Below are 22,153 nucleotides of genomic sequence, written 5' to 3' on the forward strand. Positions count from 1 at the left end.
CCCCAAGGGCGGTCCAAGGCCAGTTTGGTCAGCGCAGGCGCTGTCGCGTAGCTGCACTTACCAAACTCGCTTTCTTTCCATTGTAAAAGGTGACTTTAATGTCGTACGTCGTTTCGTTCGAGCAGCTCCGCATGACGGATGTGGACTCGGTAGGAGGCAAGAACGCATCACTTGGTGAAATGATCAGTCAGCTGGCAGGCGCAGGCGTGCGCGTGCCGGGTGGTTTCGCGACCACCGCCGACGCTTTCCGCGACTTCCTCAAGGCCAGCGGCCTGGACAAGCGCATTGCAGATCGTCTCACCACGCTGAATCCCGAAGACGTGCGCGAGCTGGCCACCGCCGGCGCCGAGATCCGTCAATGGATCATCGAGGCGCCGTTCTCGGCCGAGTTCGAAAAGGCCATCCGCGAGTCGTTCGCCAAGCTCGACGCCGATGGCAAGGGTTCGTTCGCCGTGCGTTCGTCGGCAACGGCCGAAGATCTGCCCGACGCCTCGTTCGCCGGCCAGCAGGAAACCTTCCTCAACGTGGTCGGCGTCGAAGACGTGCTCGACAAGATCCGCCACGTGTTCGCCTCGCTGTACAACGACCGCGCGATCTCCTATCGCGTGCACAAGGGCTACGCGCACGCCGACGTCGCGCTGTCGGCCGGCATCCAGCGCATGGTGCGTTCCGACAAGGGCAGCGCCGGCGTGATGTTCACCATCGACACCGAATCGGGCTTCCAGGACGTGGTGTTCATCACCTCGTCGTACGGCCTGGGCGAAACGGTGGTGCAGGGCGCGGTCAACCCCGACGAGTTCTACGTGTTCAAGCCCTCGCTGGCCAACGGTCACTACCCGATCGTCAGCCGCCGCATCGGCTCGAAGCTCATCAAGATGGAATTCGATCCCGAGCGCACCGAAGGCCGTGCCGTGCGCACCGTCGACGTGCCCGTGTCCGAGCGCAACCGCTACTCCCTGACCGACGACGAAGTGGCCGAACTGGCCCGCTACGCCGTGATCATCGAGCAGCACTACAAGCGTCCGATGGACGTGGAGTGGGGCCGCGACGGCGTGGACGGCAAGATCTACATCCTGCAGGCGCGTCCGGAAACGGTGAAGTCGCAGCAGGGCGCCAACGACGTGCAGCTGCGCTACCGCCTGAAGGCCACCGGCCAGGTGCTGGTGACCGGCCGCGCGATCGGCCAGAAGATCGGCGCCGGCCCCGTGCGCATCGTGGCCGACGTGTCCGAAATGGACCGCGTCCAGCCCGGCGACGTGCTGGTCACCGACATGACCGATCCCAACTGGGAGCCGGTGATGAAGCGTGCCTCGGCCATCGTCACCAACCGGGGTGGCCGTACCTGCCACGCCGCCATCATCGCGCGCGAGCTCGGCATCCCGGCCGTCGTGGGCTGCGGTGAAGCCACCGACATCCTGAAAGAAGGCCAGAACGTCACGGTCTCGTGCGCCGAGGGCGACGAAGGCCGCATCTATGACGGCCTGATCGAGACCGAAGTGGAAGAAGTGCGCCGCGGCGCCATGCCCCCGATCGACGTCAAGATCATGATGAACGTCGGCAACCCGCAACTGGCCTTCGACTTCGCCCAGATCCCCAATTCGGGCGTGGGCCTGGCTCGTCTCGAGTTCATCATCAACAACAACATCGGCATTCACCCGAAGGCCGTGCTCGACTACCCGAACGTCGACGGCGAGCTCAAGAAGGCGGTCGAATCGGCCGCCCGTGGCTACGCCAGCCCGCGCGCCTTCTTCGTCGAGAAGCTGGCCGAAGGCATCGCCACCATCGGCGCCGCGTTCTATCCCAAGTCGGTGATCGTGCGCATGTCCGACTTCAAGTCGAACGAGTACCGCAAGCTGGTCGGCGGTTCGCGCTACGAGCCCGAGGAAGAGAACCCCATGCTGGGCTTCCGCGGCGCGTCGCGCTACATCGCCGAAGACTTCGCCGAGTGCTTCCGCATGGAATGCGAAGCGCTGAAGAAGGTGCGCGACGAAATGGGCCTGACCAACGTCGAGATCATGGTGCCGTTCGTGCGCACCGTGGGCCAGGCCAAGCGCGTGGTCGACCTGCTGGCCAAGCACGGCCTCAAGCGCGGCGAAAACGGCCTGAAGCTCATCATGATGTGCGAAGTGCCGTCCAACGCCATCCTGGCCGAGCAGTTCCTGGAGCACTTCGACGGCTTCTCGATCGGCTCGAACGACATGACCCAGCTCACGCTCGGCCTCGACCGTGACTCGGGCATGGAGCTGCTGGCCGCCGACTTCGACGAGCGCGACGACGCCGTCAAGTTCATGCTGCGCCGTGCGATCCAGGCCTGCCTGGCGGCCAACAAGTACGTCGGCATCTGCGGCCAGGGCCCCAGCGACCATCCCGACTTCGCCCAGTGGCTCAAGGACGAGGGCATCCTGTCGATGTCGCTCAACCCGGACACCGTGGTCGAGACCTGGCAGAACCTCGCCAAGTAAGGCATCGCCATCGGGCCCGCGCAGCGCGCGGGCCCATGAAAAAGGCCTCGCCGGCGCACTGCCGGCGAGGCCTTTTCACGTCTGCGGTTCAGGCGGCGATGGCGCTGTCGCGCGCGGCGTGCAGCGCCAGGAACTGGCGCACCAGCGTGCCGGCCTGCGGCGTGGCGTGCACGCCCTGGTGCAGGGCGGCCGTGTCGAGGCCTTCGCGGCCGTAGGGCTCGGCGTAGTGTTCGATGTGCTCGGCCACGAAGCCGGGCGCGAATTCGGGATGGAACTGGGTGCTGTAGATGCCGGGCGCGTGGCGCAGCAACTGGTTTGCGTCCAGTGCCGAGCGCGCCAGCGACACGGCGCCGGGTGGCAGGCGCAGCACGGTCTGGGCATGCATCATCTGCGCGTCGAAGCGGTCGGGCAGGGTGGCCGCCAGCGCGTCGTCCGCGGCGGCCTCGGTGAGGTCGACCGGCAGGGTGCCGAGCTCGCGGCCGGCGGGGTTGTAGGCCACTTCGCCGCCGAAGGCGTGCGCCAGCAGCTGATGGCCGTAGCAGATGCCGAACATGGGCAGGCCGGCGGCCTTCGCGCCGCGCAGCCAGTCGGCGCAGACCTCGCTCCAGGGCTCGCGATCGGTGACCATCGCGGGCGAGCCGGTGATGAGCGCGGCACGATACTGGTCCGGCGCGCGCGGCGCCTCGTCGAGCCAGACGCGCACCACCTCGACCTCGGCGGCGTCCAGGCCGGCGGCCCGGCGCAGCATCTCGCCGTAGGTGCCGTGGCGGCTCGCCAGGCCCGGCTCGGGATCGCCGGTGTGCAGGATCAGGACGGGCAGGGCAGGCGGCAGGGCGTGGACGTCGGTCATGGCAAAAAGCGGACGGATGAGCGCGGGGCGCGGTGAATCCGCATGATATACCGCGAGCCCGGAGGAGGCGGGCGCGGCGGGCCGCGCGAAAGCCCGTACAATCGGTTCAGTAACAAGTCGGGGGATCGAAAGCATGTGGTATTGGTTCGGTTTGGCGGCGCTGGCGCTGATCGGTGAGCTCAGTTCCGGCACGTTCTATCTGCTGCTCGTGGCCCTCGGCCTGGTGGGCGGCGGCCTGGCGGCCTGGGGCGGCCTCGAGCTGCCCTGGCAGATCCTGGCCAGCGCCGTCGTCGCGCTGGTGGGCCTGTTCATCCTGCGCCGCACCGGCGTCCTCAAGAAACGCGAGGTCGACGCCAACGGCAATGCCGACGTCAATCTCGACATCGGCCAGGTGGTCGAGGTGCAGAGCTGGTCGGCCGAGGGGCTGGCCCGCGTCTGGTACCGCGGCGCCCACTGGCAGGCCCAGCTGGCCGAAGGCGCGCCGCGCCAGGCCGGCACGCATCGCATCAGCGCCGTGCGCGGCTCGGTGCTGATCCTGGCGCCCCGCAACGACGCACCCGTCGCGCACTGAGACTACGCGCGCGGGCAGCGGGCCCGCGTGCTTCCACTGGAGTGAATATGCTGGATACCTCTACCGTCGTCCTGCTGGTGGTGCTGCTGCTGGCGCTGATCATCATCGTCAAGGCCATCGCCATCGTGCCGCAGCAACATGCCTGGGTGGTCGAACGCCTGGGCAAATTCGACCGCGTGCTGTCGCCCGGCGCAGGCTTCGTGATCCCGTTCATCGAGCGCGTTTCCTACAAGCACTCGCTCAAGGAAATCCCGCTCGACGTGCCCAGCCAGGTCTGCATCACGCGCGACAACACGCAGCTGCAGGTCGACGGCGTGCTGTACTTCCAGGTCACCGACCCGATGCGCGCCTCCTACGGCTCGTCGAACTACATCCTGGCCATCACGCAGCTGTCGCAGACCACGCTGCGCTCGGTGATCGGCAAGCTCGAGCTCGATCGCACCTTCGAGGAGCGCGAGTTCATCAACAGCACCATCGTCGCGTCGCTCGACGAGGCCGCGCTGAACTGGGGCGTGAAGGTGCTGCGCTACGAGATCAAGGACCTGACCCCGCCCAACGAGATCCTGCGCGCCATGCAGGCCCAGATCACGGCCGAGCGCGAGAAGCGCGCGCTGATCGCCGCGTCAGAAGGCCGCCGCCAGGAGCAGATCAACATCGCCACCGGCGAACGCGAAGCCGCCATCGCCCGCTCCGAGGGCGAGAAGCAGGCCCAGATCAACAAGGCCCAGGGCGAGGCGGCCGCCGTGGTCGCCATCGCCGAGGCCAACGCCCGCGCCATCGCGCAGGTGGGCGAGGCCATCAACCTGCCGGGCGGCGCGCAGGCGGTCAACCTCAAGGTGGCCGAGCAATATGTCGAGGCCTTCTCCAAGGTCGCCAAGGAAGGCAACACCCTCATCGTGCCGTCGACCATGTCGGACATGGGCGGACTGGTGGCGTCCGCCATGTCGATCGTGAAGGGGACGCGGACCTGATCGTCCCGATTCCGATCCTTTGAAGCGGCGGCCCGAGTGGCCGCCGTTTCGCAATCTCCGCTGCCATGCTGGCTCCCATCAATCTGCTGTTCATCACCGCGCTCGCGACCTTCATCGCATTGTGCGTGCTGGGCTCGCTCGCGCGCAGCGGCATCGCCGGCATCCGCGGCGCGCTGGCCGCCAACGGCCTGACCATCGTCGCGCTGATCGCCTTCACCGAACAGACCCGCGAGGGCGCGCTCTGGCTCTCGGTGATGCTCGCCAATTTCCTGATGAGCGGCGCGCTGATCCTGTTCTATGCCTCGTTCCGGCGCTTTCTGGGGCACAGCGTGCCGTGGCGCCGGCTCCTGGTCGCGCTCGGGCTGTTCATGGTGGTGCTGTACGTGTTCACGTACCTGCACTGGAACCTGGCGGTGCGCATCGTGGCCGCCTCGGCGCTGCACTTCGCGATCCTGGCCTCGCTGGCGCACTCGATCTGGTCGACCCAGCGCCCGCGCGGCTGGCGCTACAGCGAGGTGTTCTGCCTGGTGCTGATGCTGACGGCGGTGGCCGGCCATCTGCTGCGGATCTTCGTGTATGCCACGGGGCTCGAGCAGTCGATGGTGATGATGGCGCCCACGCTGTGGAACGTGATCTTTCTGTCGCTCGGCGTGCTGGTGATGCCCAGCCTCACGCTGGGCTTCATCATGATGATCCACGACCGCATGCTGGCCGACCGCGAGCGCGAGGCCAACATCGATTTCCTCACCGGCGTGCTGTCGCGCAAGGCCTGGTGGAGCGAGGTCGAACGGCTGGGCGCGCAGGTGCGGCGCGGCCGCACGCCGCTGGCGCTGCTGATCCTCGACATCGATCACTTCAAGCGCATCAACGACACCATCGGGCATCCCGGCGGCGACGCCGTGCTGCGCCATTTCGCCTCGCTCGCGGCCACCACGCTGCGCGCCAGCGACGTGCTGGGGCGCCTGGGGGGCGAGGAGTTCGTGGTGGCCCTGCCGGGCACCGCGCTGCAGGAGGCGCGGCTGGTGGCCGAGCGCATGCTGGCCGCGGTGGCGGCCGTGCCGTGCCGCTATGGCGACAAGGAGTGGAGCTACACCTTCAGCGCGGGGCTGACGCGCTGGGATGGCGTGCAGCCCCTGCAGGATGTGATGGAGCGCGCCGATCGCGCGCTCTACGCGGCCAAGCAGTCGGGCCGCAACCGGGTGGTGGTAGACACCAGCGTCCCGGTGTGAGCGGGCCTCAGTCGTCGCGCGACTTGCTGCGCGTGTCGTGCTTCATGATGCGCTCGTGTTCGCGCTGCCAGTCTTTCTCGCGGGCGGTGTCGCGCTTGTCGTAGAGCTTCTTGCCGCGGCCCAGCGCGAAATCGAGCTTGATGCGGCCGTTCTTATAATGCAGGTTCAGCGGCACCAGCGTGAAGCCGCGCTGCTCGACCTTGCCGATCAGCTTGCTGATTTCCTCGGCGTGCAGCAGCAGCTTGCGCGTGCGGACCGCGTCGGGGTGGATGTGGGTGGAGGCCGTGGGCAGCGGACTGACGTGCATGCCGAGCAGATACAGCTCGCCTTCGCGTACGATGACGTAGCTCTCCTTGAGTTGCACGCGACCTTCGCGAATCGCCTTGACCTCCCAGCCTTCCAGGACCAGGCCGGCCTCAAAGCGGTCTTCGATGAAATAGTCGTGCGTGGCCTTGCGGTTTTCGATGATGCTCATAGACGCAATGAATGGGGCGCGCGATACCGGTAAAATCTTGCCATTCTAGCCATTTGCGATAGCCGATGCACAAAGTCCAACGATCCGTCCTCGTTCCTTATAGCGACGCCCAGATGTTCCAGCTGGTCGCCGACGTGGACAAATACCCTGAATTCATGCCCTGGTGCGGCGGCGCCGAGATCCAGTCGCGTGACGAACATGGCATGCAGGCCTCGGTGACGATCGCGTTCGCGGGCCTGAAGCAGCGTTTTACCACGCGCAACACCCACGATTTCCCGCGCCGCATCGATCTCGAGCTGGTCGACGGCCCGTTCTCGATGCTGGTGGGCCACTGGGAGTTCCAGCCGCTGGCCGAAGACGCCTGCAAGGTGCTGTTCACGATGGAATACGCCTTCTCCAGCCGCGCCCTCGAAATGGTGGTGGGTCCGGTGTTCAACCGCATCGCCTCCAGCTTCATCGAGTCGTTCACCAAGCGGGCAGGGCAGGTGTATGGCGAGTGATGCCGGCCCGCTGCGCGTGACCGTCTGCCACGCGCAACCCGACGCGATCTGGTCGCGCGAGCTGGTGCTGGCCGCGGGCGCGACCGTGGGCGAGGCGATTGCCGCGAGCGGCTTCGCCGCGGCCTTTCCCGACACCGATCCCTACGCCCATGGCGTGGGCGTGCTGGGCCAGCTGCGCGATGCCGGCGCGGTCCTGGCAGACGGCGACCGCGTCGAGATCTACCGTCCGCTGAGCTTCGATCCGATGGAGTCGCGGCGCCGCCGTGACGCCCACCGGCGCGCGCGCGCCACCGCCGCCGCGGGCGGGCGCGAACGGCCGGCCGGGCTGCTCTGAGCGTCGGGCCGGCGGCGCCGCGCCCCGGCCTGGATCCGTCCCCTTGTGTTATCCGACGCGCACCCCGCGCGTCCGGAGGATTGTCTCTGGCGAGACAAACCTCGGCTCCCGCTCGCCGTAACATGGGCCGTCGCGCTGGCGGCTTACGTTTACGTCAACGTCATGTCAGAATGGGCATGCGAGACGGTTCATGAGACCGCAGCACAGCCATAAGACCATACCGACAACAATCAGGAGACGGGCTTTGGACCTCGAACTCACCGAAGAGCAACGGGCGTTCGCCCAGGCCGCGCGCGACTACGCGCAGGGCGAACTGGCGCCGAACGCGGCGCGCTGGGATGCCGAGGGCATCTTCCCGCGCGAGGCCTTCGCCCGCGCCGGCGAACTGGGTTTCTGCGCGATCTATGCCAGCGAAGAGATCGGCGGGCTGGGCCTGCCGCGGCTCGACGCCACGCTGGTGTTCGAGGAGATGGCCGCGGTCGATCCCTCGACCACGGCGTTCCTCACCATCCACAACATGGTGACCTGGATGGTCGGCAAGTGGGCCACGCCAGCCGTGCGCGAGCAGTGGGGCGCGGCGCTGGCCAGCGGCGAGAAGCTCGCGTCGTACTGCCTGACCGAGCCCAACGCCGGCTCCGACGCCGGCTCGCTGGCCACCCGCGCCGAGCTGGCGGGCGACCACTACGTGATCAACGGCGCCAAGGCCTTCATCTCGGGCGGCGGCGACACCGATCTGCTGCTGGTCATGGCGCGCACGGGCGGGCCCGGCCCGGGCGGCATCAGCGCCTTCGCGGTGCCGGCCGACAGCGCCGGCATCACCTATGGCCGCAAGGAAGAGAAGATGGGCTGGAACAGCCAGTCGACCCGGCCCATCACCTTCGAGAACGTGCGCGTGCCCGCCGCCAACCTGCTCGGCGCCGAGGGCGAGGGCTTCAAGTTCGCCATGAAGGGGCTGGACGGCGGCCGCATCAACATCGGCACCTGCTCGGTCGGGGCGGCGCAGGGCGCGCTCGATGCCGCGCGGCGCTACATGGACGAGCGGCGCCAGTTCAACCGCAAGCTGGCGGAGTTCCAGGCGCTGCAGTTCAAGCTGGCCGACATGGCCACCCACCTGGTGGCGGCGCGCCAGATGGTGCGCCTGGCCGCCTGCAAGCTCGACGCCGGCTCGCCCGATGCCAGCACCTACTGCGCCATGGCCAAGCGCTTCGCCACCGACATGGGGTTCCAGATCTGCCTCGATGCGCAACAGATCCATGGCGGCTATGGGTACTTGCGGGACTATCCCTTGGAGCGTCTGGTGCGCGATACTCGAGTCCATCAGATACTCGAGGGCACCAACGAGATCATGCGAGTGATCGTGGCGCGCCAGTTGCTGGAAAAAGGAGCAGATATAAGATGACTTCCCCCGTGTTGTTCGAAGAACGGATCGCCGACAACGGTTCGCGCATCGGCGTGGCGACCCTCAACGCGCCACAGACCCTCAACAGCCTGTCGCTCGAGATGGTCGACCTGCTCGACGAGCGCCTGCAGGCCTGGGCCGTCGACCCCGCCGTCGCGCTGGTGATCCTGCAGGGCGCGGGCGACCGCGCCTTCTGCGCCGGGGGCGATCTGCAGAGCCTGTACCGCAGCATGCAGGAGCACCAGGGCCAAGGCCCCTGGGCCAACACCTACGCACGCAAGTTCTTCGAACACGAGTACCGCCTCGACTACCGCATCCATGCCTACCCCAAGCCCATCCTGTGCTGGGGCACCGGCATCGTGATGGGCGGCGGCATGGGGCTGATGATGGGCGCGAGCCATCGCGTGGTGAGCGAGACCACCCGCATGGCGATGCCGGAGATCAGCATCGGCCTGTTTCCCGACGTGGGCGGCAGCTGGCTGCTCAACCGCATGCCCGGGCGTGCCGGCATGTTCCTGGCGCTCACCGGCGCCAACCTCAACGCCTCCGACGCCTTCTATGCCGGCATGGCGGACTTCCGCCTCGACACGGCCCGCTGGGACGACTTCAACGAAGCGCTGCTGCATGAGCCGTGGGCGAGCCAGCCCGGCGGCCCGGGCACTGGCAACATCGCGCCGCGCTCGATCAACGACGGGCTGCTGCGCCAGGTGCTGCTGGCCCACGAGCCGTCGGCGCCGCTGGAGCCGGGTCCGCTGCGCCACAACGCCTTTTTGGTCAACAGCGTGGCCAGCAGCAACCGCTTCGACGAGATCATCGAGGAAATCACCGACCTGAAGGATCACGCCGATCCGTGGCTCGCGCGCGCGGCCCAGACCCTGCTGGCCGGGTCGCCCGGTTCGGCGCGGCTGGCGTTCGCGCTGCAGAGCCGCCTGCGCCTGCGCTCGCTCGAAGACGTGTTCCGCGCGGAGTACGTGGCCGCGCTGGTGTGCACGGCCTACGGCGACCTGCAGGAGGGCATCCGCGCGCTCCTGATCGACAAGGACAAGCGCCCGCGCTGGCAGCCGGCCACCTTCGCCGACGCCACCGATGCGTGGGTGCAGGCGTTTTTTGCGGAGCCCTGGCCCGAAGGCACGGCGCATCCGCTCGAAGACCTGGGCCAGCACCAGCCGGGCTGAGCCCAGGCGGCCGATAACAACAGCAACGACGAGACCACGCGCGGGCCACCGTGCCGGCGCACCACCAAGGAGACGAGCATCATGAGCAGTATTGCATTCATCGGGCTGGGCAACATGGGAGCGCCGATGGCCTTGAACCTGTTGAAGGCCGGCCATGCGCTCACCGTGTTCGACCTGGTGCCCGCCTCGGTCAAGACCCTGACCGACGCCGGCGCGCGCGCGGCCGCCTCCGCCGATGCGGCGGTGGCCGGGGCCGAGATCGTGATCACCATGCTGCCGGCCAGCCGTCACGTCGAGGGCCTCTACCTCGAGCAGGACCTGCTCGGCAAGATCGGCGCCGGCACGCTGGTGATCGACTGCAGCACCATCGCGCCCGACTCGGCGCGCAAGGTCGCCGCCGCCGCCGAGGCGCGCGGCCTGCCCATGATCGATGCGCCCGTCTCGGGCGGTACCGGGGGCGCGGCCGCCGGCACGCTCACCTTCATCGTCGGCGGCCCCGACGCGGCGCTGGCGCGTGCGCGACCGGTGCTCGAGAACATGGGCAAGAACATCTTCCACGCCGGCGCGGCCGGGGCGGGGCAGGTGGCCAAGATCTGCAACAACATGCTGCTCGGCATTCTCATGGCCGGCACGTCCGAGGCGCTGGCGCTGGGCGTGGCCAATGGCCTGGATCCGAAGGTGCTGTCCGACATCGTCGCCAAGAGCTCGGGCCGCAACTGGGCCACCGAGCTCTACAACCCCTGGCCCGGCGTGATGGAACACGCGCCCGCGTCCAAGGGCTATGCGGGCGGCTTCGGGGTCGACCTGATGCTCAAGGATCTGGGCCTTGCCGCCGAGGCCGCGCTGGGCAGCCGCGCCTCGATCCCGCTGGGCGAGCTGGCGCGCAATCTCTACGCGCTGCACAGCCGCGGCGGCAGCGGCCGCCTCGATTTCTCCAGCATCGTCAATCTCTACGCCGACGACGCCTCCCGTTGATGCCCTGCGCGCGGCCGCCGGCCGCGCGCCTCTGGAACGCACCCTCATGTCCGCAGCCATCCCACAGGCCGATCCGCGCGCGCGGGTGCTGGCCAGTTTCGAGCGCCAGAGCATCATGCGCCTGATCGGCGCGGAGCTCGGCGAGGTCGAGCCCGGCCGGGTCGAGATCCTGCTGCCGTACCGCGCCGACCTGTGCCAGCAGAATGGTTTCCTGCATGCCGGCATCTCCACCACGATCGCCGACAGCGCGGGCGGCTATGCCGCGTACAGCCTGTTCGAGCCGGGCGAAGACGTGCTCACCTCGGAGTTCAAGATGAACTTCCTGGCGCCGGCCGATGGCGAGCGTTTCGTGGCGAGCGGCCGCGTGCTCAAGCCCGGCCGCCGGCTGTCGGTGTGCCAGGTCGAGATGCATGCCTGGCGCGGCGAGCGGGCCACGCTCTGCCTCGCGGGCCTCATGACCACGGTGCGCGTGACGCCGCGCTGATACCGGAGCTGGTCCTACGCTCGTATACTGCCCGCGCAGCCGACGTGGCTGCATGCAGGGGCCAGGGATGCCGCCACCCGATCACCATCGCATCAACCGCGCCGGCTGGTTGCGCGCCGCCGTGCTGGGCGCCAACGACGGCATCGTGTCCACCGCCAGCCTGATCGCCGGCGTGGCGGCGGCGCAGGCCTCGCACGAGGCCATCCTCACCTCCGGCGTGGCGGCGCTGGTGGCCGGCGCGCTGTCGATGGCGGCCGGCGAGTACGTGTCGGTGCAGTCGCAGCTCGACATCGAAGAGGCCGACCTGCGCATCGAGAGCCGCGCGCTCAAGGCCAACTCGGGCGAGGAGCTCGACGAGCTGACCCAGATCTACGCGAAGCGCGGCGTGGCGCCGGCGCTGGCCGTGGAGGTGGCGCGCCAGCTCACCGCCCACGACGCGCTGGGCGCGCATGCGCGCGACGAGCTCGGCATCTCGCCGCACAACCGCGCGCGGCCGGCGCAGGCCGCGCTGGCCTCGGCCGCGTCGTTCGCCTCGGGCGCGGCCCTGCCGCTGCTGCTGTCGCTGTTCGCCCCCTTGCCCCACATCATTCCGGTGGTGCTGGTGGGATCGGTGCTGGGGCTGGGCGCGCTCGGCGCCATCGCGGCGCGCACGGGCGGGGCGCCCATGGGCCGCGCGGCCCTGCGGGTGACGCTGCTCGGCGCCCTGGCCATCGCGCTGACGGCCGGGGTGGGCGCGCTGTTCGACGTGTCGGTGTGAAGCGGCGCGACCGCGAGATGTCGGTGTGAAGCGGCACGACCGCGCGCGCCGCCCCCGCGGCGGCGGGCCGCGTCAGGCGGCCGCGTCGGGCTCGATCGGATAGGGCAGCGCGGCCACCGTGATGGCGGGGCCGTCGGCCGCGCCCAGGTGCAACACGCCGGCCGGCAGGCTGGCCAGCGTGGTCTCGAACAGCACGGCGGTGTGCTGCCCCAGCGTGGCGGCGTCGACCACCCGGCCGCACGGCTCGTCGGCCCGACCGGCCTCGAACACGTCGGCGCCGGCCGTGGCGGCCTCGGCGCCCTCGAGCGTGCCGTAGGCCATGCGGCGCTTGACCGTGCCACGGTAGTGGCTGCGCGCCACCACTTCCTGGCCGGGATAACAGCCCTTGCGGAAATTCACGCCGCCGATCAGGTCGAGGTTGACCGTCTGCGGAATGAACACGTCCTGCGTCGACTGGGCGATCCAGGGCAGGCCCGCGGCCAGGTCGGCCGCGCGCCAGGCGGACTCGTCGCCGCGTGACAGGGCGGCGGACAGCGCCGCGCCGTGCGCCTGCAGCTGGGCGTCGTCGGCGATCCACCACCAGCGCCGCTGGCTGTCGGCCGCCGGGGCGCCGATCCAGGTGCCGCTGGGCAGGTCCACGCGTTGCCACGGGGCGTGCGGCAGCGCGCCGCCGGCGGCGGCCTCGAGCGCCTCGACCTGGGCCGGCGCGGCACTCACGCCGGCCGCCGCGAGCGGAGCGCTCGACAGCTTGGCCTTGGCGCGCAGCACGAACATGCCCAGGCGCTTGAGCAGCGCGTCGGCGAGATCGTCGCGCACCAGCGCATAGAGCTGGGGGCCGTCGGGGTTGGCGTCGGCGCCGGGCGCGCGCCAGGCCACCAGCGTGGCGAGCAGGCGGCCCTTGGCCGTGCAGTAGCCGGCCAGTGCGGCGGCGTCGGGTTTCAGGCCGGTGATGTCCTGGGTGACCTGGCCGTGCAGGAAACTGAGCGCATCGGCGCCGGCGGCCGCGATCACGCGGTAGCTGGCGAGCGGGGCGCAGGCGGGCGAACCTTCGCGCGCGGCGGGGATCGAATCAAAGAATGCGTGCATGGTCGGGGCCTGTTTCAACGAAAGTGGGCGGCTGCCGTCCATGATACCCGGCACCGCGCACGGGGGCCGGCAAGCCCGCGTCGTCACCAGGGACGGATGACACGGCGGCGGCCGGCCCGATCCATTACACTCTCGCTCACTTATGAAGAAATTCCGCATTTTCGTCCTGGTGACGCTGCTGTTGGTCGTCCTGGCCGGCGCCATCGGCGCGGGCGGGGCCTGGTACTGGGCCCACCGCCCGATGCAACTGCCCGCCGATCGCGTCGACTTCGTGGTCGAACCCGGCGCGAGCCCGCGCACCATCGCGCGCGCCCTCAACAAGGCCGGGGTGCCGGTGTGGGAGCCGGGCTTCGTCTGGATGGCGCGCCTGTCCGAGCAGGACAAGCTCATCAAGGCCGGCGGCTACCAGGCCATCAACGGCGACTCGCCCTGGCTGCTGCTGCAGCGCCTGGCGCGCGGCGACATGTCGCAGCGCCAGCTGACGCTGCTCGAAGGCTGGAACTTCCGCCAGATCCGCCAGGCGCTGCGCGACCATCCCGATATCAAGCAGACGCTCGACGGCGTGAGCGACGAGGAGCTGATGGCGCGGCTGGGCTCCGACATCAAGCACCCCGAGGGGCTGTTCTTCCCCGACACCTACGTGTTCACGCCGGGCAGCACCGACTACGACATCCTGCGCCGCGCCTATCAGGAAGGGCAGCGCGTGCTGGCCGACATCTGGGACAAGCGTTCGCCCGACATCCCGCTGGCCACGCCTTACGAGGCGCTGATCATGGCGTCCATCGTCGAGAAGGAAACCGGCCACGGGCCGGAGCGCGCGCGCGTCTCGGGCGTGTTCTCCAACCGGCTGCGGCTCGGCATGCTGCTGCAGACCGACCCGACCGTGATCTACGGCATGGGCGAGGCCTACCAGGGCCGCATCCGCAAGCGCGACCTGCAGACCGACACGCCCTGGAACACCTACACGCGCCCGGGCCTGCCGCCCACGCCGATCGCGGCCGCCGGCCGCGCCGCGCTGCTGGCCGCGGTGCAGCCCGAAAAGCACAAATTCATCTTCTTCGTATCGCGCGGCAACGGCACCAGCGAGTTCGCGGTCACCCTGGCCGACCACAACCGCAACGTGTCGCGCTACATCCTGGGACAAGGGCAGAATCAATGACCCAACGAGGACGCTTCATCACGCTCGAGGGCGTCGATGGCGCCGGCAAGAGCACGCACATCGCGTGGCTGGTCGACACGCTGCGCGGGCGCGGGCTCGATGTGGTTTCCACCCGCGAGCCGGGCGGCACGCCGCTGGGCGAGTCGCTGCGCGAGCTGGTGCTGAACCAGCCCATGAATCTCGACACCGAGACGCTGCTGATGTTCGCGGCCCGCACCGAACACCTGCGCCAGGTGATCGCGCCGGCGCTCGCGCGCGGCGCCTGGGTGGTGTGCGACCGCTACACCGACGCGACCTACGCCTACCAGGGCGGCGGCCGCGAGCTGGGCGCGGCGCGCATCGCCGTGCTGGAGCAATGGATGCAGCCGGCGCTGGCGCCCGACCGCACCTGGCTGTTCGACGTGCCGCTCGACGTCGCGCGGGCCCGCATGACCGCCGCGCGCACGCCGGACCGCTTCGAGCGCGAGCAGCAGGCCTTCTTCGAACGCACGCGTGCCGCCTACCAGGCGCGCGCCGAGGCCGACCCGGGGCGTATCCACGTGATCGATGCCAGCCAGCCGCTGGACGCCGTGCGCGCCGCGCTGGCCGCCGACGTGGCGGCCTTCCTGCAGCAGGCCGGTGTGGCGGCATGAGCCTGGCGCAATTCCTCCCCTGGCACGAAGCCACCGCGAGCGCGTGGCTGGCCCATCGCGAGCGCTTCGCCCACGCCTGGCTGATCCACGGCGCGGCGGGCATCGGCAAGCTGGATTTCGCGGCCGCGGCCGCCGCCAGCCTGCTGTGCGAATCGCCGCGCAACGGCCTGGCCTGCGGCGAGTGCATCGCCTGCGGCTGGGTGCGCAGCGGCAACCATCCCGACCTGCGCCGCATCCGGCCCGAGGCCGTGGCGGTGGAAGAGGGCAGCGACGCGGCCACGCCCGACGAGGAAGGCGGCGAGGCCGCGCCGGCCACCGGGTCGAGCAAGCGCGCGCCGTCCAAGGAAATCCGCGTCGACCAGATCCGCTCGCTGGAGCCGTGGTTCAACACGGCCACCCACCGGGGCGGCTGGCGCGTCGCCCTGATCTATCCGGCCCACACGCTCAACGTGATCTCGGCCAATGCGCTGCTCAAGGTGCTCGAGGAGCCGCCCGCCCACACCGTGTTCCTGATGGTGGTGGAGGCGCCCGACCGGCTGCTGCCCACGCTGGTGTCGCGCTGCCGCCGGCTGCCGCTGGCCACGCCGCCGCCCGAGCAGGCGCTCGCCTGGCTGCGCGAGCAGGGCGTGCGTCCGGCCGAGGGCTGGCTGGCCGCGGCCGGGGGCGCGCCGCTGGGCGCGCTGCGCCTGGCGCAGCAGGGCGACAGCCCGGTGCCGGCCTGGCTCAACCAGCTCACCGAGCCGCTGGCCGGCGGGCGCCAGCCCGACGTCGGCACCCTGGCCGAGACGCTGGAGAAGCTGCCGGCGGCCGAATGGCTCGATGCGCTGCAGCGCTTCTACACCGACCTGATGCTGGCCGCCAGCGGCGCGGCCGTGCGGTACTTTCCGGCCCTGGGCCAGGACGTGGCCGCCATCGGCAAGCGCGTGCGGCCCGCCGTGGTGGCCGACGCCGCCCGCTGGCTCACGCGCCAGCGCGGCCTGGCGTCGCACCCGCTCAACGCCAAGCTGTTCGCCCACGCGACGCTGCAGCGCGTGGTGCTATCCTGCCAGGGTTGAGTGACCCCGGCCGAGCCCCGCGCCGGCCGCCCGTTTCACGCTGATTCCATGTACGTCGATTCCCACTGTCATCTGAATTTTCCCGAGCTCGCCGGCGACCTGCCGGGCGTGCTCGACCGCATGCAGGCCAACCAGGTCACGCACGCCCTCGTGGTGAGCGTGAACATGCCCGAGTGGCCCGGCCTGATCGAGCTGGTCGAGCCGCACCGCAACCTCTGGGCCTCGGTCGGGGTGCATCCCGACTACGAAGACACGCCCGATCCCGAGCCGGCCGAGCTGGTGCGCCTGGCGCAGCACCCCAAGGTGGTGGCGATCGGCGAGACCGGGCTCGACTACTACCGGCTGAGCGAGCCGCTCGACTGGCAGCGCGAGCGCTTCCGCCGCCACATCCGCGCCGCGCGCGAGACCGGCCTGCCGCTCATCATCCACACCCGCTCCTCGGCCGCCGACACGGTGAAGATCCTGAAGGAAGAGGGCGCGGCCGAGGTCGGCGGCGTGATGCACTGTTTCACCGAGTCCTGGGAGATCGCCCAGGCCGCGATGGACCTGAACTTCCACATCTCGCTGTCGGGCATCGTCACCTTCAAGAACGCCGCGGTGATCCACGAGGTCGCCACCAACATGCCGCTCGAGCGCCTGCTGATCGAAACCGATTCGCCCTACCTGGCGCCGGTGCCGTACCGCGGCAAGCTCAACGATCCGGCCAAGGTGATCCACGTGGCCGAGAAGATCGCCGATCTCAAGGGCATCCCGGTGGCCGAGGTGGCGCAGGCATCCACCGAAAACTTCTTCAAGCTGTTCCGCAAGATCGAGCGCTGAAGCGCCGGCGCCCTGGGCGCGCCGGCACCATCGATGAACGCAGCGGACGGCTTTCGACGCGTCCGACCAGGAGGCAGGCATGAGCACGCAACGACGACTATCCCCCCTCGCACGGCTGCGCCGCGTGGCCGTGGCCGCGCCGCTGGCCTGGGCGCTGGCGGTGCCGGGCGCCACGCTCGGGCTGGCCGCGGTGAGCGCGCCGGCACAGGCCGCCGTCGACATGGGCAACTGGTGGTTCTACGTCACCAACGACCGCGCCAGCGATCTCAAGGGCCTGCTGGCGCAGGGCGCCGATCCCAACACGCGCCACAAAAACGGCCAGCCCGCGATCATGCGCGCGGTGGCCGAGGGCGCCTGGAACGTGTTCGACGTGCTGGCTGCCGATCCCCGCACCGACGTCAACATCGAAAACCCCGCCGGCGAGACGCCGTTGATGTACGTGGCCATCGCCGGCGACACGCGCCGCGCCGAGGCGCTCATCAAGCGCGGTGCGCAGGTCAATCGCCTGGGCTGGACCCCGCTGGCCTACGCGGCCTCGAAGGGGCAGGTCGAGACGGCGCGGCTGCTGCTGCGCCACAAGGCCATGGTCAACGCGCCGTCGGCCGAAGGCCGCACGCCGCTGATGATGGCGGCGCTGTCGGGCAATCGCGACATGGTGCAGTTGCTGCTCGATGCCGGCGCCGACGCCACCACCACCGATCAGCAGGGCCGTTCGGCGGCCGACTGGGCCCGGATCGGCAAGTCGGACAGCCTGGCGGAGGAGCTCAAGTCGATCTCCGAGAAGGTCTGGCGCGAGCGCGACGCGCAACGCCGCCCGGGTGCCGCCAGCGTGGCGCCCGCCGAAGCGGCCGCGCCGGTCGCCGCGCCCGCCATCGCCCCTGTCCCGGCCCCGGCCGAGCCGGCGCCCGCCAGCGCGCCGCGTCCGGCCGCGGGCAGCGGCGTGCAGGGCGTGCAGGGCGTCAATCTCAATCGCTACGACTGACCGGGCCGCCAGGCTCGGCAACCGGCGCCCGCGGGGATCTCCGCGGGCGTTGTCGTTTGCGGCGTCGGTTTTAGGACCAATTTTCGTAGGACCGCACTGCGGTTCGGCTTCCGTCCCTTTCTCAATTCCCGCGCGACGTTTCTCAAATTCACCGGGGTTTTCCCGAGCAATTCTCATAAAACGAGAAATCCAAATAGGAAAACTGGGAAAAAGCGCAGACCATGCGGGCGTTGATGACAGCCCGGATGGATGTTTCTCATGCAAGACCAAGCGATATCAGGCGGCGCCGACCGCGTGCTCTACGTGCTGGCCACGCTGGCGCGCAGCGACCAGCCGCTCTCGATCGCCGCGCTGGCCGAGCAGACCGGCCTGGCCACCAGCACGCTCTACCGCCAGATCGCATTGCTCAAGCGCTGGGGCTTCGTGCTCGAGCAGGACGGCCTCTACGGCCCGGGTCCGACCAGCGTGCAACTGGCGCGCGGCTTCGATCAGGCCTCGTTCCTGATCCAGGAATCGATGGACGACATGGCGCGCCTGGCGCATGCGTCGGGCGAGACGGTCGGCCTGTTGGTCGCGGTCAACGACCAGGCGGTCTGCCTCGACATGGTCGAGAGCAATCATCCGCTGCGCTGTTCGTTCGTGAAGGGCCGCGGCCTGCCGCTCGAGCGCGGCGCCTCCGCCAAGGCCCTGATGGCATTCATGCCGGCGCCGCGCGTCGCGGATCGCATGCGCGAGCTGGCCGCGCAGGGCGTGGACACCGAGGCGCTCACGCGCGACCTCGCCGCCATCCGCAGCACCGGTCATGCGGTCACCGACGGCGAGCTCGACGTCGGCGTCTGGGGCGTGAGCGTGCCGCTGTTCCGCCGTCCCGCGCAGGCCATCGCCGCGCTCACGCTGATGGCGCCGTCCACGCGCGCCGCCGACCGCACCGATTCCCTGATTCAGCTCACCGTTGCCGCCGCGCAGCGCATCTCCGCGCGCCTGCAACTGCACTGATTCCCGCAGCCGCCGTATCCCCTTCAATCTCCTGAGGAAGCTTCATGACGACTCGCCGCCACCTGCTCACCGCCGCCCTGACCCTGGGCCTGGCCTTCAATACCGCCGCCGTCTTCGCGCAGGACGCCCTGCGCGTCGTGACCGACGCCACCTTTCCGCCGATGGAGTTCGTGAAGGACGGCAAGCGCACCGGCTTCGACATCGAACTGGTCGAAGCGCTGGGCGCGGCCATGGGCAAGCGCATCGAATGGATCGACATCGACTTCAAGGGCCTGATTCCGGCGCTGCAGTCGAACCGCGCCGACCTGGCCGTATCGGGCATCTACATCACCGAGGAACGCCGCAAGGTGGTGGACTTCACCGATTCGTACTACGCGGGCGGCCTGGTGGTGCTGACCAAGCAGGACGGCCCCATCAAGACGCTCAAGGACCTCGACGGCCGCAAGGTGTCGGTGCAGGTCGGCACCAAGTCGGTCAACTATCTGCGCGAGCACTATCCCGAGGTCAAGCGCGTCGAGGTCGAGAAGAACCAGGAGATGTTCAACCTGGTGCAGATCGGCCGCTCGGACGCCGCCGTCACCGGCAAGCCCGCGGCCAAGCTGTTCGCGCAGAGCACCAAGGGCCTGACCGTGCTGCCCGAGCAGATCACCACCGAGGAATACGGCATCGCCGTGGCCAAGAGCAAGCCCGAGCTCACGCGCGAGCTCAACCAGGCGCTGGCCAAGCTGCGCGCCGACGGCACCTATGACCGCATCGTCAACAAGTGGTTCGAGAGCGCGGCGCAATGAACCTGGACTTCTCTCCCGTCTTCGCCGACTTCGACGCGCTGCTGCGCGGCGCCGCGGTCACGGTCGAGCTCACCGCCTGCGCGCTGTTGCTGGGCTGCCTGATCGGGCTGCTGGTGGGCATCGGCCGCCTGCACCCCGAGCGCCGCGTGGTCTACAACCTCTGCAGCCTCTACCTGCTGATGTTCCGCGGCACACCGTTGCTCGTGCAACTGTTCATCTGGTTCTTCGGCCTGCCGGAGTTCGGCATCCTGCTGCCGGCGTTCGCCTGCGGCGTGCTGGGGCTGGGCATGTATTCCGGTGCCTACGTGTCGGAGATCGTGCGCGGCGCGATCCAGTCGGTCGATCGCGGGCAGACCGAGGCCGCGCGCTCGCTCGGCATGTCGTCCGGCCAGGCCATGCGCATCATCATCCTGCCGCAGGCGGTGGTGCGCATGATCCCGCCGCTGGGCAACGAATTCATCGCGCTGATCAAGAACTCGGCGCTGGTGTCACTGCTCACCATCCACGACCTCATGCACGAGGGCCAGAAGATCATCAGCGTGTCGTACCGCTCGCTCGAAACCTATCTGGTCATCGCCCTGATCTATTTGGTGCTCACCACCGTGACCACCACGATTTTGCGCCGGATCGAACAGCGTCTGCGCGCCGGAGGAATGGTGCAATGAGCACGCAAGAGATGATCCGCATCCGCGATCTGCACAAGGCCTACGGCGATCACGAGGTGCTGCGCGGCATCGACTTCGAGGTGCAGCGCTCGCAGGTCGTGGTGGTGATCGGGCCGAGCGGCTCGGGCAAGAGCACGCTGCTGCGCTGCTGCAACGGCCTCGAAGTGGCGCAGCGCGGCTCCATCGACATCTGCGGCGAGGCCCTGCTCGCGGACGGCGAGCCCATGCCCGAGGCCGCGCTCAACCAGCTGCGCACGCGCGTCGGCATGGTGTTCCAGTCGTTCAACCTGTTTCCCCATCTGTCGGTGCTCGACAACGTGACCGTGGGGCCGCGCACGCTGCGCGGCCTGAACCGGGCCGATGCCGAGGCGCTGGGCGCCGACCTGCTGGCCAAGGTGGGCCTGTCGCAGAAGATGCAGGCCATGCCGGGCTCGCTGTCGGGCGGCCAGAAGCAGCGCGTGGCGATCGCCCGCGCCCTCGCGATGCAGCCCGAGGTGATGCTGTTCGACGAGCCGACCTCGGCGCTCGACCCCGAGCTGGTGGGCGAGGTGCTGCAGGTGATGAAGCTGCTGGCGCGCGAGGGCATGACCATGATGGTGGTCACCCACGAAATGGGCTTCGCGCGCGACGTGGCCGACGTGGTGGCGGTGATGGATGGCGGCGCCATCCTCGAGTCCGGGCCGCCCGAGGTGATCTTCAGCCAGCCGCGCGAGCCGCGCACGCGCGAGTTCCTGCAGGCCGTGCTCAACGCGTCGCCGGGGGCCGCATGAGCGCGGTCGAACGCACCGCCTTTGCGCCGGCGCTGTGGCAGGCGCGCGATGACAGCGCCGAGCGCGGCGACACGCGCCGGCTCGCCCATATCGTGCAGGGCGTGGACGCGTCCGCAGGCGCCGCCACGGCCCCTGCGGGCGCCCCTGCGGACGCCCCCGCCGTGCTCGGCTTCGCGTGCGACGCGGGGGTGCGGCGCAACCAGGGCCGCGTGGGGGCGGCGGGCGCGCCGGCCGCGATCCGGCGTGCGCTCGCCGGGCTGCCGGCCCACGACATGAGCCGGCTCTACGACGCCGGCGACGTGGTGTGTCTCGACGACGCGCTGGAGGATGCGCAGGACGCGCTCGCGGCCGCGGTCGCGGCGCTGCTGCAGCAGGGCCTGCGGCCGGTGGTGCTGGGCGGTGGCCACGAGATCGCCTGGGGCACGTTCCAGGGCCTGCACCGCTGGCTCGGCGCGGCGGGCCGCCCGGGCCCCGTGCTGGTCCTCAACCTCGACGCGCACTTCGACCTGCGCACCGGGCGGCCGGGCAGCTCCGGCACGCCGTTCGACCAGATCGCCGAACATTGCGCGGCGCACGGGCAGCCCTGGCGCTACGCCTGCCTGGGCGTCTCGCGCCTGTCCAACACCGCGGCGCTCTACGCCCGCGCGGCCGAGATCGGCGCCTGCTGGATCGAAGACGTGGACCTGCAGGAGCGCCATCTCGACGCCCGCCTGGCCCAGCTCGACACCTTGCTCGCCGAGGCCGCGCACGTCTATCTCACCATCGACATCGATGTGCTGCCGGCCGGCGTCGCGCCCGGCGTGTCGGCGCCCGCGCCCTACGGCGTGCCGATGGCGGTGATCGAGGCGCTGGTGCAGCGGGTCATCGCCAGCGGCAAGCTGCGGGTGGCGGACCTGGCCGAGTGCAATCCGGCGCTGGATCTCGACCACCGCACCGCGAAGGTCGCGGCCCGCCTGGCCTGGCGCCTGCTGGCCGGCGCGACGGCATGACGCGGCGCGGCCGCGCGCGCGGGTAGCGCC

24 protein-coding genes are annotated in these 22,153 nt (G+C 69.7%); 21 read left to right on the forward strand and 3 right to left on the reverse strand.

Annotation, left to right across the window (positions count from 1 at the left end; translation table 11 throughout):
* Nucleotides 1-98 precede the first annotated feature (98 nt).
* Nucleotides 99-2,462 (forward strand): phosphoenolpyruvate synthase, encoded by a 2,364-nt coding sequence (gene ppsA, locus CEG14_RS08720; RefSeq protein WP_094825993.1) that lies wholly within the window; start codon nt 99-101, stop codon nt 2,460-2,462.
* An 88-nt stretch (nt 2,463-2,550) separates the two neighbouring features.
* Here the strand turns inward: ppsA and CEG14_RS08725 are convergent, their stop codons facing one another.
* Entirely contained in the window at nt 2,551-3,294 is a 744-nt protein-coding gene (locus CEG14_RS08725) for a glutamine amidotransferase (protein WP_094827459.1), read from the reverse strand.
* 151 nt (nt 3,295-3,445) lie between these two features.
* Between CEG14_RS08725 and CEG14_RS08730 the strand changes: the two genes are divergently transcribed.
* From CEG14_RS08730 to CEG14_RS08740, 3 genes are all read left to right on the forward strand, one after another.
* Nucleotides 3,446-3,883: an NfeD family protein gene (locus CEG14_RS08730; protein WP_094825994.1), complete on the forward strand. Its 438-nt coding sequence runs from the start codon at nt 3,446-3,448 to the stop codon at nt 3,881-3,883.
* Between the two features lie 47 nt (nt 3,884-3,930).
* Complete coding sequence (locus CEG14_RS08735) at nt 3,931-4,854, forward strand: SPFH domain-containing protein (protein WP_094825995.1); 924 nt, start codon at nt 3,931-3,933, stop codon at nt 4,852-4,854.
* A gap of 65 nt (nt 4,855-4,919) precedes the next feature.
* A complete protein-coding gene (locus tag CEG14_RS08740; RefSeq protein WP_176461440.1) occupies nt 4,920-6,083 on the forward strand; it encodes a GGDEF domain-containing protein in 1,164 nt (387 codons plus the stop codon).
* 7 nt (nt 6,084-6,090) lie between these two features.
* Here CEG14_RS08740 and smpB read toward each other — a convergent pair whose 3' ends face one another.
* Complete coding sequence (gene smpB / locus CEG14_RS08745) at nt 6,091-6,558, reverse strand: SsrA-binding protein SmpB (protein ID WP_094825996.1); 468 nt, start codon at nt 6,556-6,558, stop codon at nt 6,091-6,093.
* A gap of 65 nt (nt 6,559-6,623) precedes the next feature.
* Between smpB and CEG14_RS08750 the strand changes: the two genes are divergently transcribed.
* The 7 genes from CEG14_RS08750 to CEG14_RS08780 all read left to right on the forward strand — a co-directional run bounded on the left by CEG14_RS08750 (nt 6,624) and on the right by CEG14_RS08780 (nt 12,182).
* The gene (locus tag CEG14_RS08750) at nt 6,624-7,058 is read left to right on the forward strand and encodes a type II toxin-antitoxin system RatA family toxin (protein WP_094825997.1); all 435 of its coding nucleotides are present in this window, start codon (nt 6,624-6,626) and stop codon (nt 7,056-7,058) included.
* Complete coding sequence (locus CEG14_RS08755; RefSeq protein WP_094825998.1) at nt 7,048-7,392, forward strand: RnfH family protein; 345 nt, start codon at nt 7,048-7,050, stop codon at nt 7,390-7,392. The genes CEG14_RS08750 and CEG14_RS08755 overlap by 11 nt, the downstream gene beginning before the upstream one ends.
* A gap of 244 nt (nt 7,393-7,636) precedes the next feature.
* Nucleotides 7,637-8,791 carry an acyl-CoA dehydrogenase family protein gene (locus CEG14_RS08760; RefSeq protein ID WP_094825999.1) on the forward strand — a complete coding sequence of 385 codons (1,155 nt, stop codon included), beginning with the start codon at nt 7,637-7,639 and terminating at the stop codon, nt 8,789-8,791.
* Entirely contained in the window at nt 8,788-9,966 is a 1,179-nt protein-coding gene (locus CEG14_RS08765) for an enoyl-CoA hydratase/isomerase family protein (RefSeq protein ID WP_094826000.1), read from the forward strand. Before CEG14_RS08760 ends, CEG14_RS08765 begins: the two co-directional genes overlap by 4 nt.
* A gap of 81 nt (nt 9,967-10,047) precedes the next feature.
* On the forward strand, nt 10,048-10,941 hold the full coding sequence (mmsB, locus tag CEG14_RS08770; protein WP_094826001.1) for a 3-hydroxyisobutyrate dehydrogenase: 894 nt from the start codon (nt 10,048-10,050) through the stop codon (nt 10,939-10,941).
* Between the two features lie 46 nt (nt 10,942-10,987).
* Nucleotides 10,988-11,425: a PaaI family thioesterase gene (locus CEG14_RS08775; protein WP_094826002.1), complete on the forward strand. Its 438-nt coding sequence runs from the start codon at nt 10,988-10,990 to the stop codon at nt 11,423-11,425.
* Between the two features lie 67 nt (nt 11,426-11,492).
* Nucleotides 11,493-12,182, forward strand: coding sequence for a VIT1/CCC1 transporter family protein (locus tag CEG14_RS08780; protein WP_094826003.1), 690 nt, complete (start codon nt 11,493-11,495; stop codon nt 12,180-12,182).
* A gap of 72 nt (nt 12,183-12,254) precedes the next feature.
* Here CEG14_RS08780 and ygfZ read toward each other — a convergent pair whose 3' ends face one another.
* On the reverse strand, nt 12,255-13,268 hold the full coding sequence (gene ygfZ / locus CEG14_RS08785; RefSeq protein WP_094826004.1) for a CAF17-like 4Fe-4S cluster assembly/insertion protein YgfZ: 1,014 nt from the start codon (nt 13,266-13,268) through the stop codon (nt 12,255-12,257).
* 142 nt (nt 13,269-13,410) lie between these two features.
* Between ygfZ and mltG the strand changes: the two genes are divergently transcribed.
* The 10 genes from mltG (at nt 13,411) to hutG (ending at nt 22,123) form a co-directional block, all read left to right on the forward strand.
* Nucleotides 13,411-14,427, forward strand: a complete 1,017-nt coding sequence (gene mltG, locus CEG14_RS08790; protein WP_094826005.1) for an endolytic transglycosylase MltG — start codon at nt 13,411-13,413, stop codon at nt 14,425-14,427.
* Nucleotides 14,424-15,059: a dTMP kinase gene (gene tmk, locus CEG14_RS08795; RefSeq protein ID WP_094826006.1), complete on the forward strand. Its 636-nt coding sequence runs from the start codon at nt 14,424-14,426 to the stop codon at nt 15,057-15,059. The genes mltG and tmk overlap by 4 nt, the downstream gene beginning before the upstream one ends.
* A complete protein-coding gene (holB, locus tag CEG14_RS08800; RefSeq protein ID WP_094826007.1) occupies nt 15,056-16,114 on the forward strand; it encodes a DNA polymerase III subunit delta' in 1,059 nt (352 codons plus the stop codon). The genes tmk and holB overlap by 4 nt, the downstream gene beginning before the upstream one ends.
* 48 nt (nt 16,115-16,162) lie before the next feature.
* Nucleotides 16,163-16,933 (forward strand): TatD family hydrolase, encoded by a 771-nt coding sequence (locus CEG14_RS08805; protein ID WP_094826008.1) that lies wholly within the window; start codon nt 16,163-16,165, stop codon nt 16,931-16,933.
* Between the two features lie 79 nt (nt 16,934-17,012).
* Nucleotides 17,013-17,915 (forward strand): ankyrin repeat domain-containing protein, encoded by a 903-nt coding sequence (locus CEG14_RS08810; protein ID WP_094826009.1) that lies wholly within the window; start codon nt 17,013-17,015, stop codon nt 17,913-17,915.
* A 258-nt stretch (nt 17,916-18,173) separates the two neighbouring features.
* Nucleotides 18,174-18,911, forward strand: coding sequence for an IclR family transcriptional regulator (locus tag CEG14_RS08815; RefSeq protein WP_094826010.1), 738 nt, complete (start codon nt 18,174-18,176; stop codon nt 18,909-18,911).
* Between the two features lie 44 nt (nt 18,912-18,955).
* Nucleotides 18,956-19,699 carry a transporter substrate-binding domain-containing protein gene (locus tag CEG14_RS08820; protein WP_094826011.1) on the forward strand — a complete coding sequence of 248 codons (744 nt, stop codon included), beginning with the start codon at nt 18,956-18,958 and terminating at the stop codon, nt 19,697-19,699.
* On the forward strand, nt 19,696-20,364 hold the full coding sequence (locus CEG14_RS08825) for an amino acid ABC transporter permease (protein ID WP_094826012.1): 669 nt from the start codon (nt 19,696-19,698) through the stop codon (nt 20,362-20,364). Before CEG14_RS08820 ends, CEG14_RS08825 begins: the two co-directional genes overlap by 4 nt.
* Entirely contained in the window at nt 20,361-21,134 is a 774-nt protein-coding gene (locus CEG14_RS08830) for an amino acid ABC transporter ATP-binding protein (RefSeq protein WP_094826013.1), read from the forward strand. The genes CEG14_RS08825 and CEG14_RS08830 overlap by 4 nt, the downstream gene beginning before the upstream one ends.
* Entirely contained in the window at nt 21,131-22,123 is a 993-nt protein-coding gene (gene hutG / locus CEG14_RS08835) for a formimidoylglutamase (RefSeq protein ID WP_094826014.1), read from the forward strand. The genes CEG14_RS08830 and hutG overlap by 4 nt, the downstream gene beginning before the upstream one ends.
* The last annotated feature ends 30 nt before the right edge of the window (nt 22,124-22,153 follow it).

It is taken from the genome of Bordetella genomosp. 1 (assembly GCF_002261335.1).
GTDB lineage: Bacteria > Pseudomonadota > Gammaproteobacteria > Burkholderiales > Burkholderiaceae_B > Bordetella.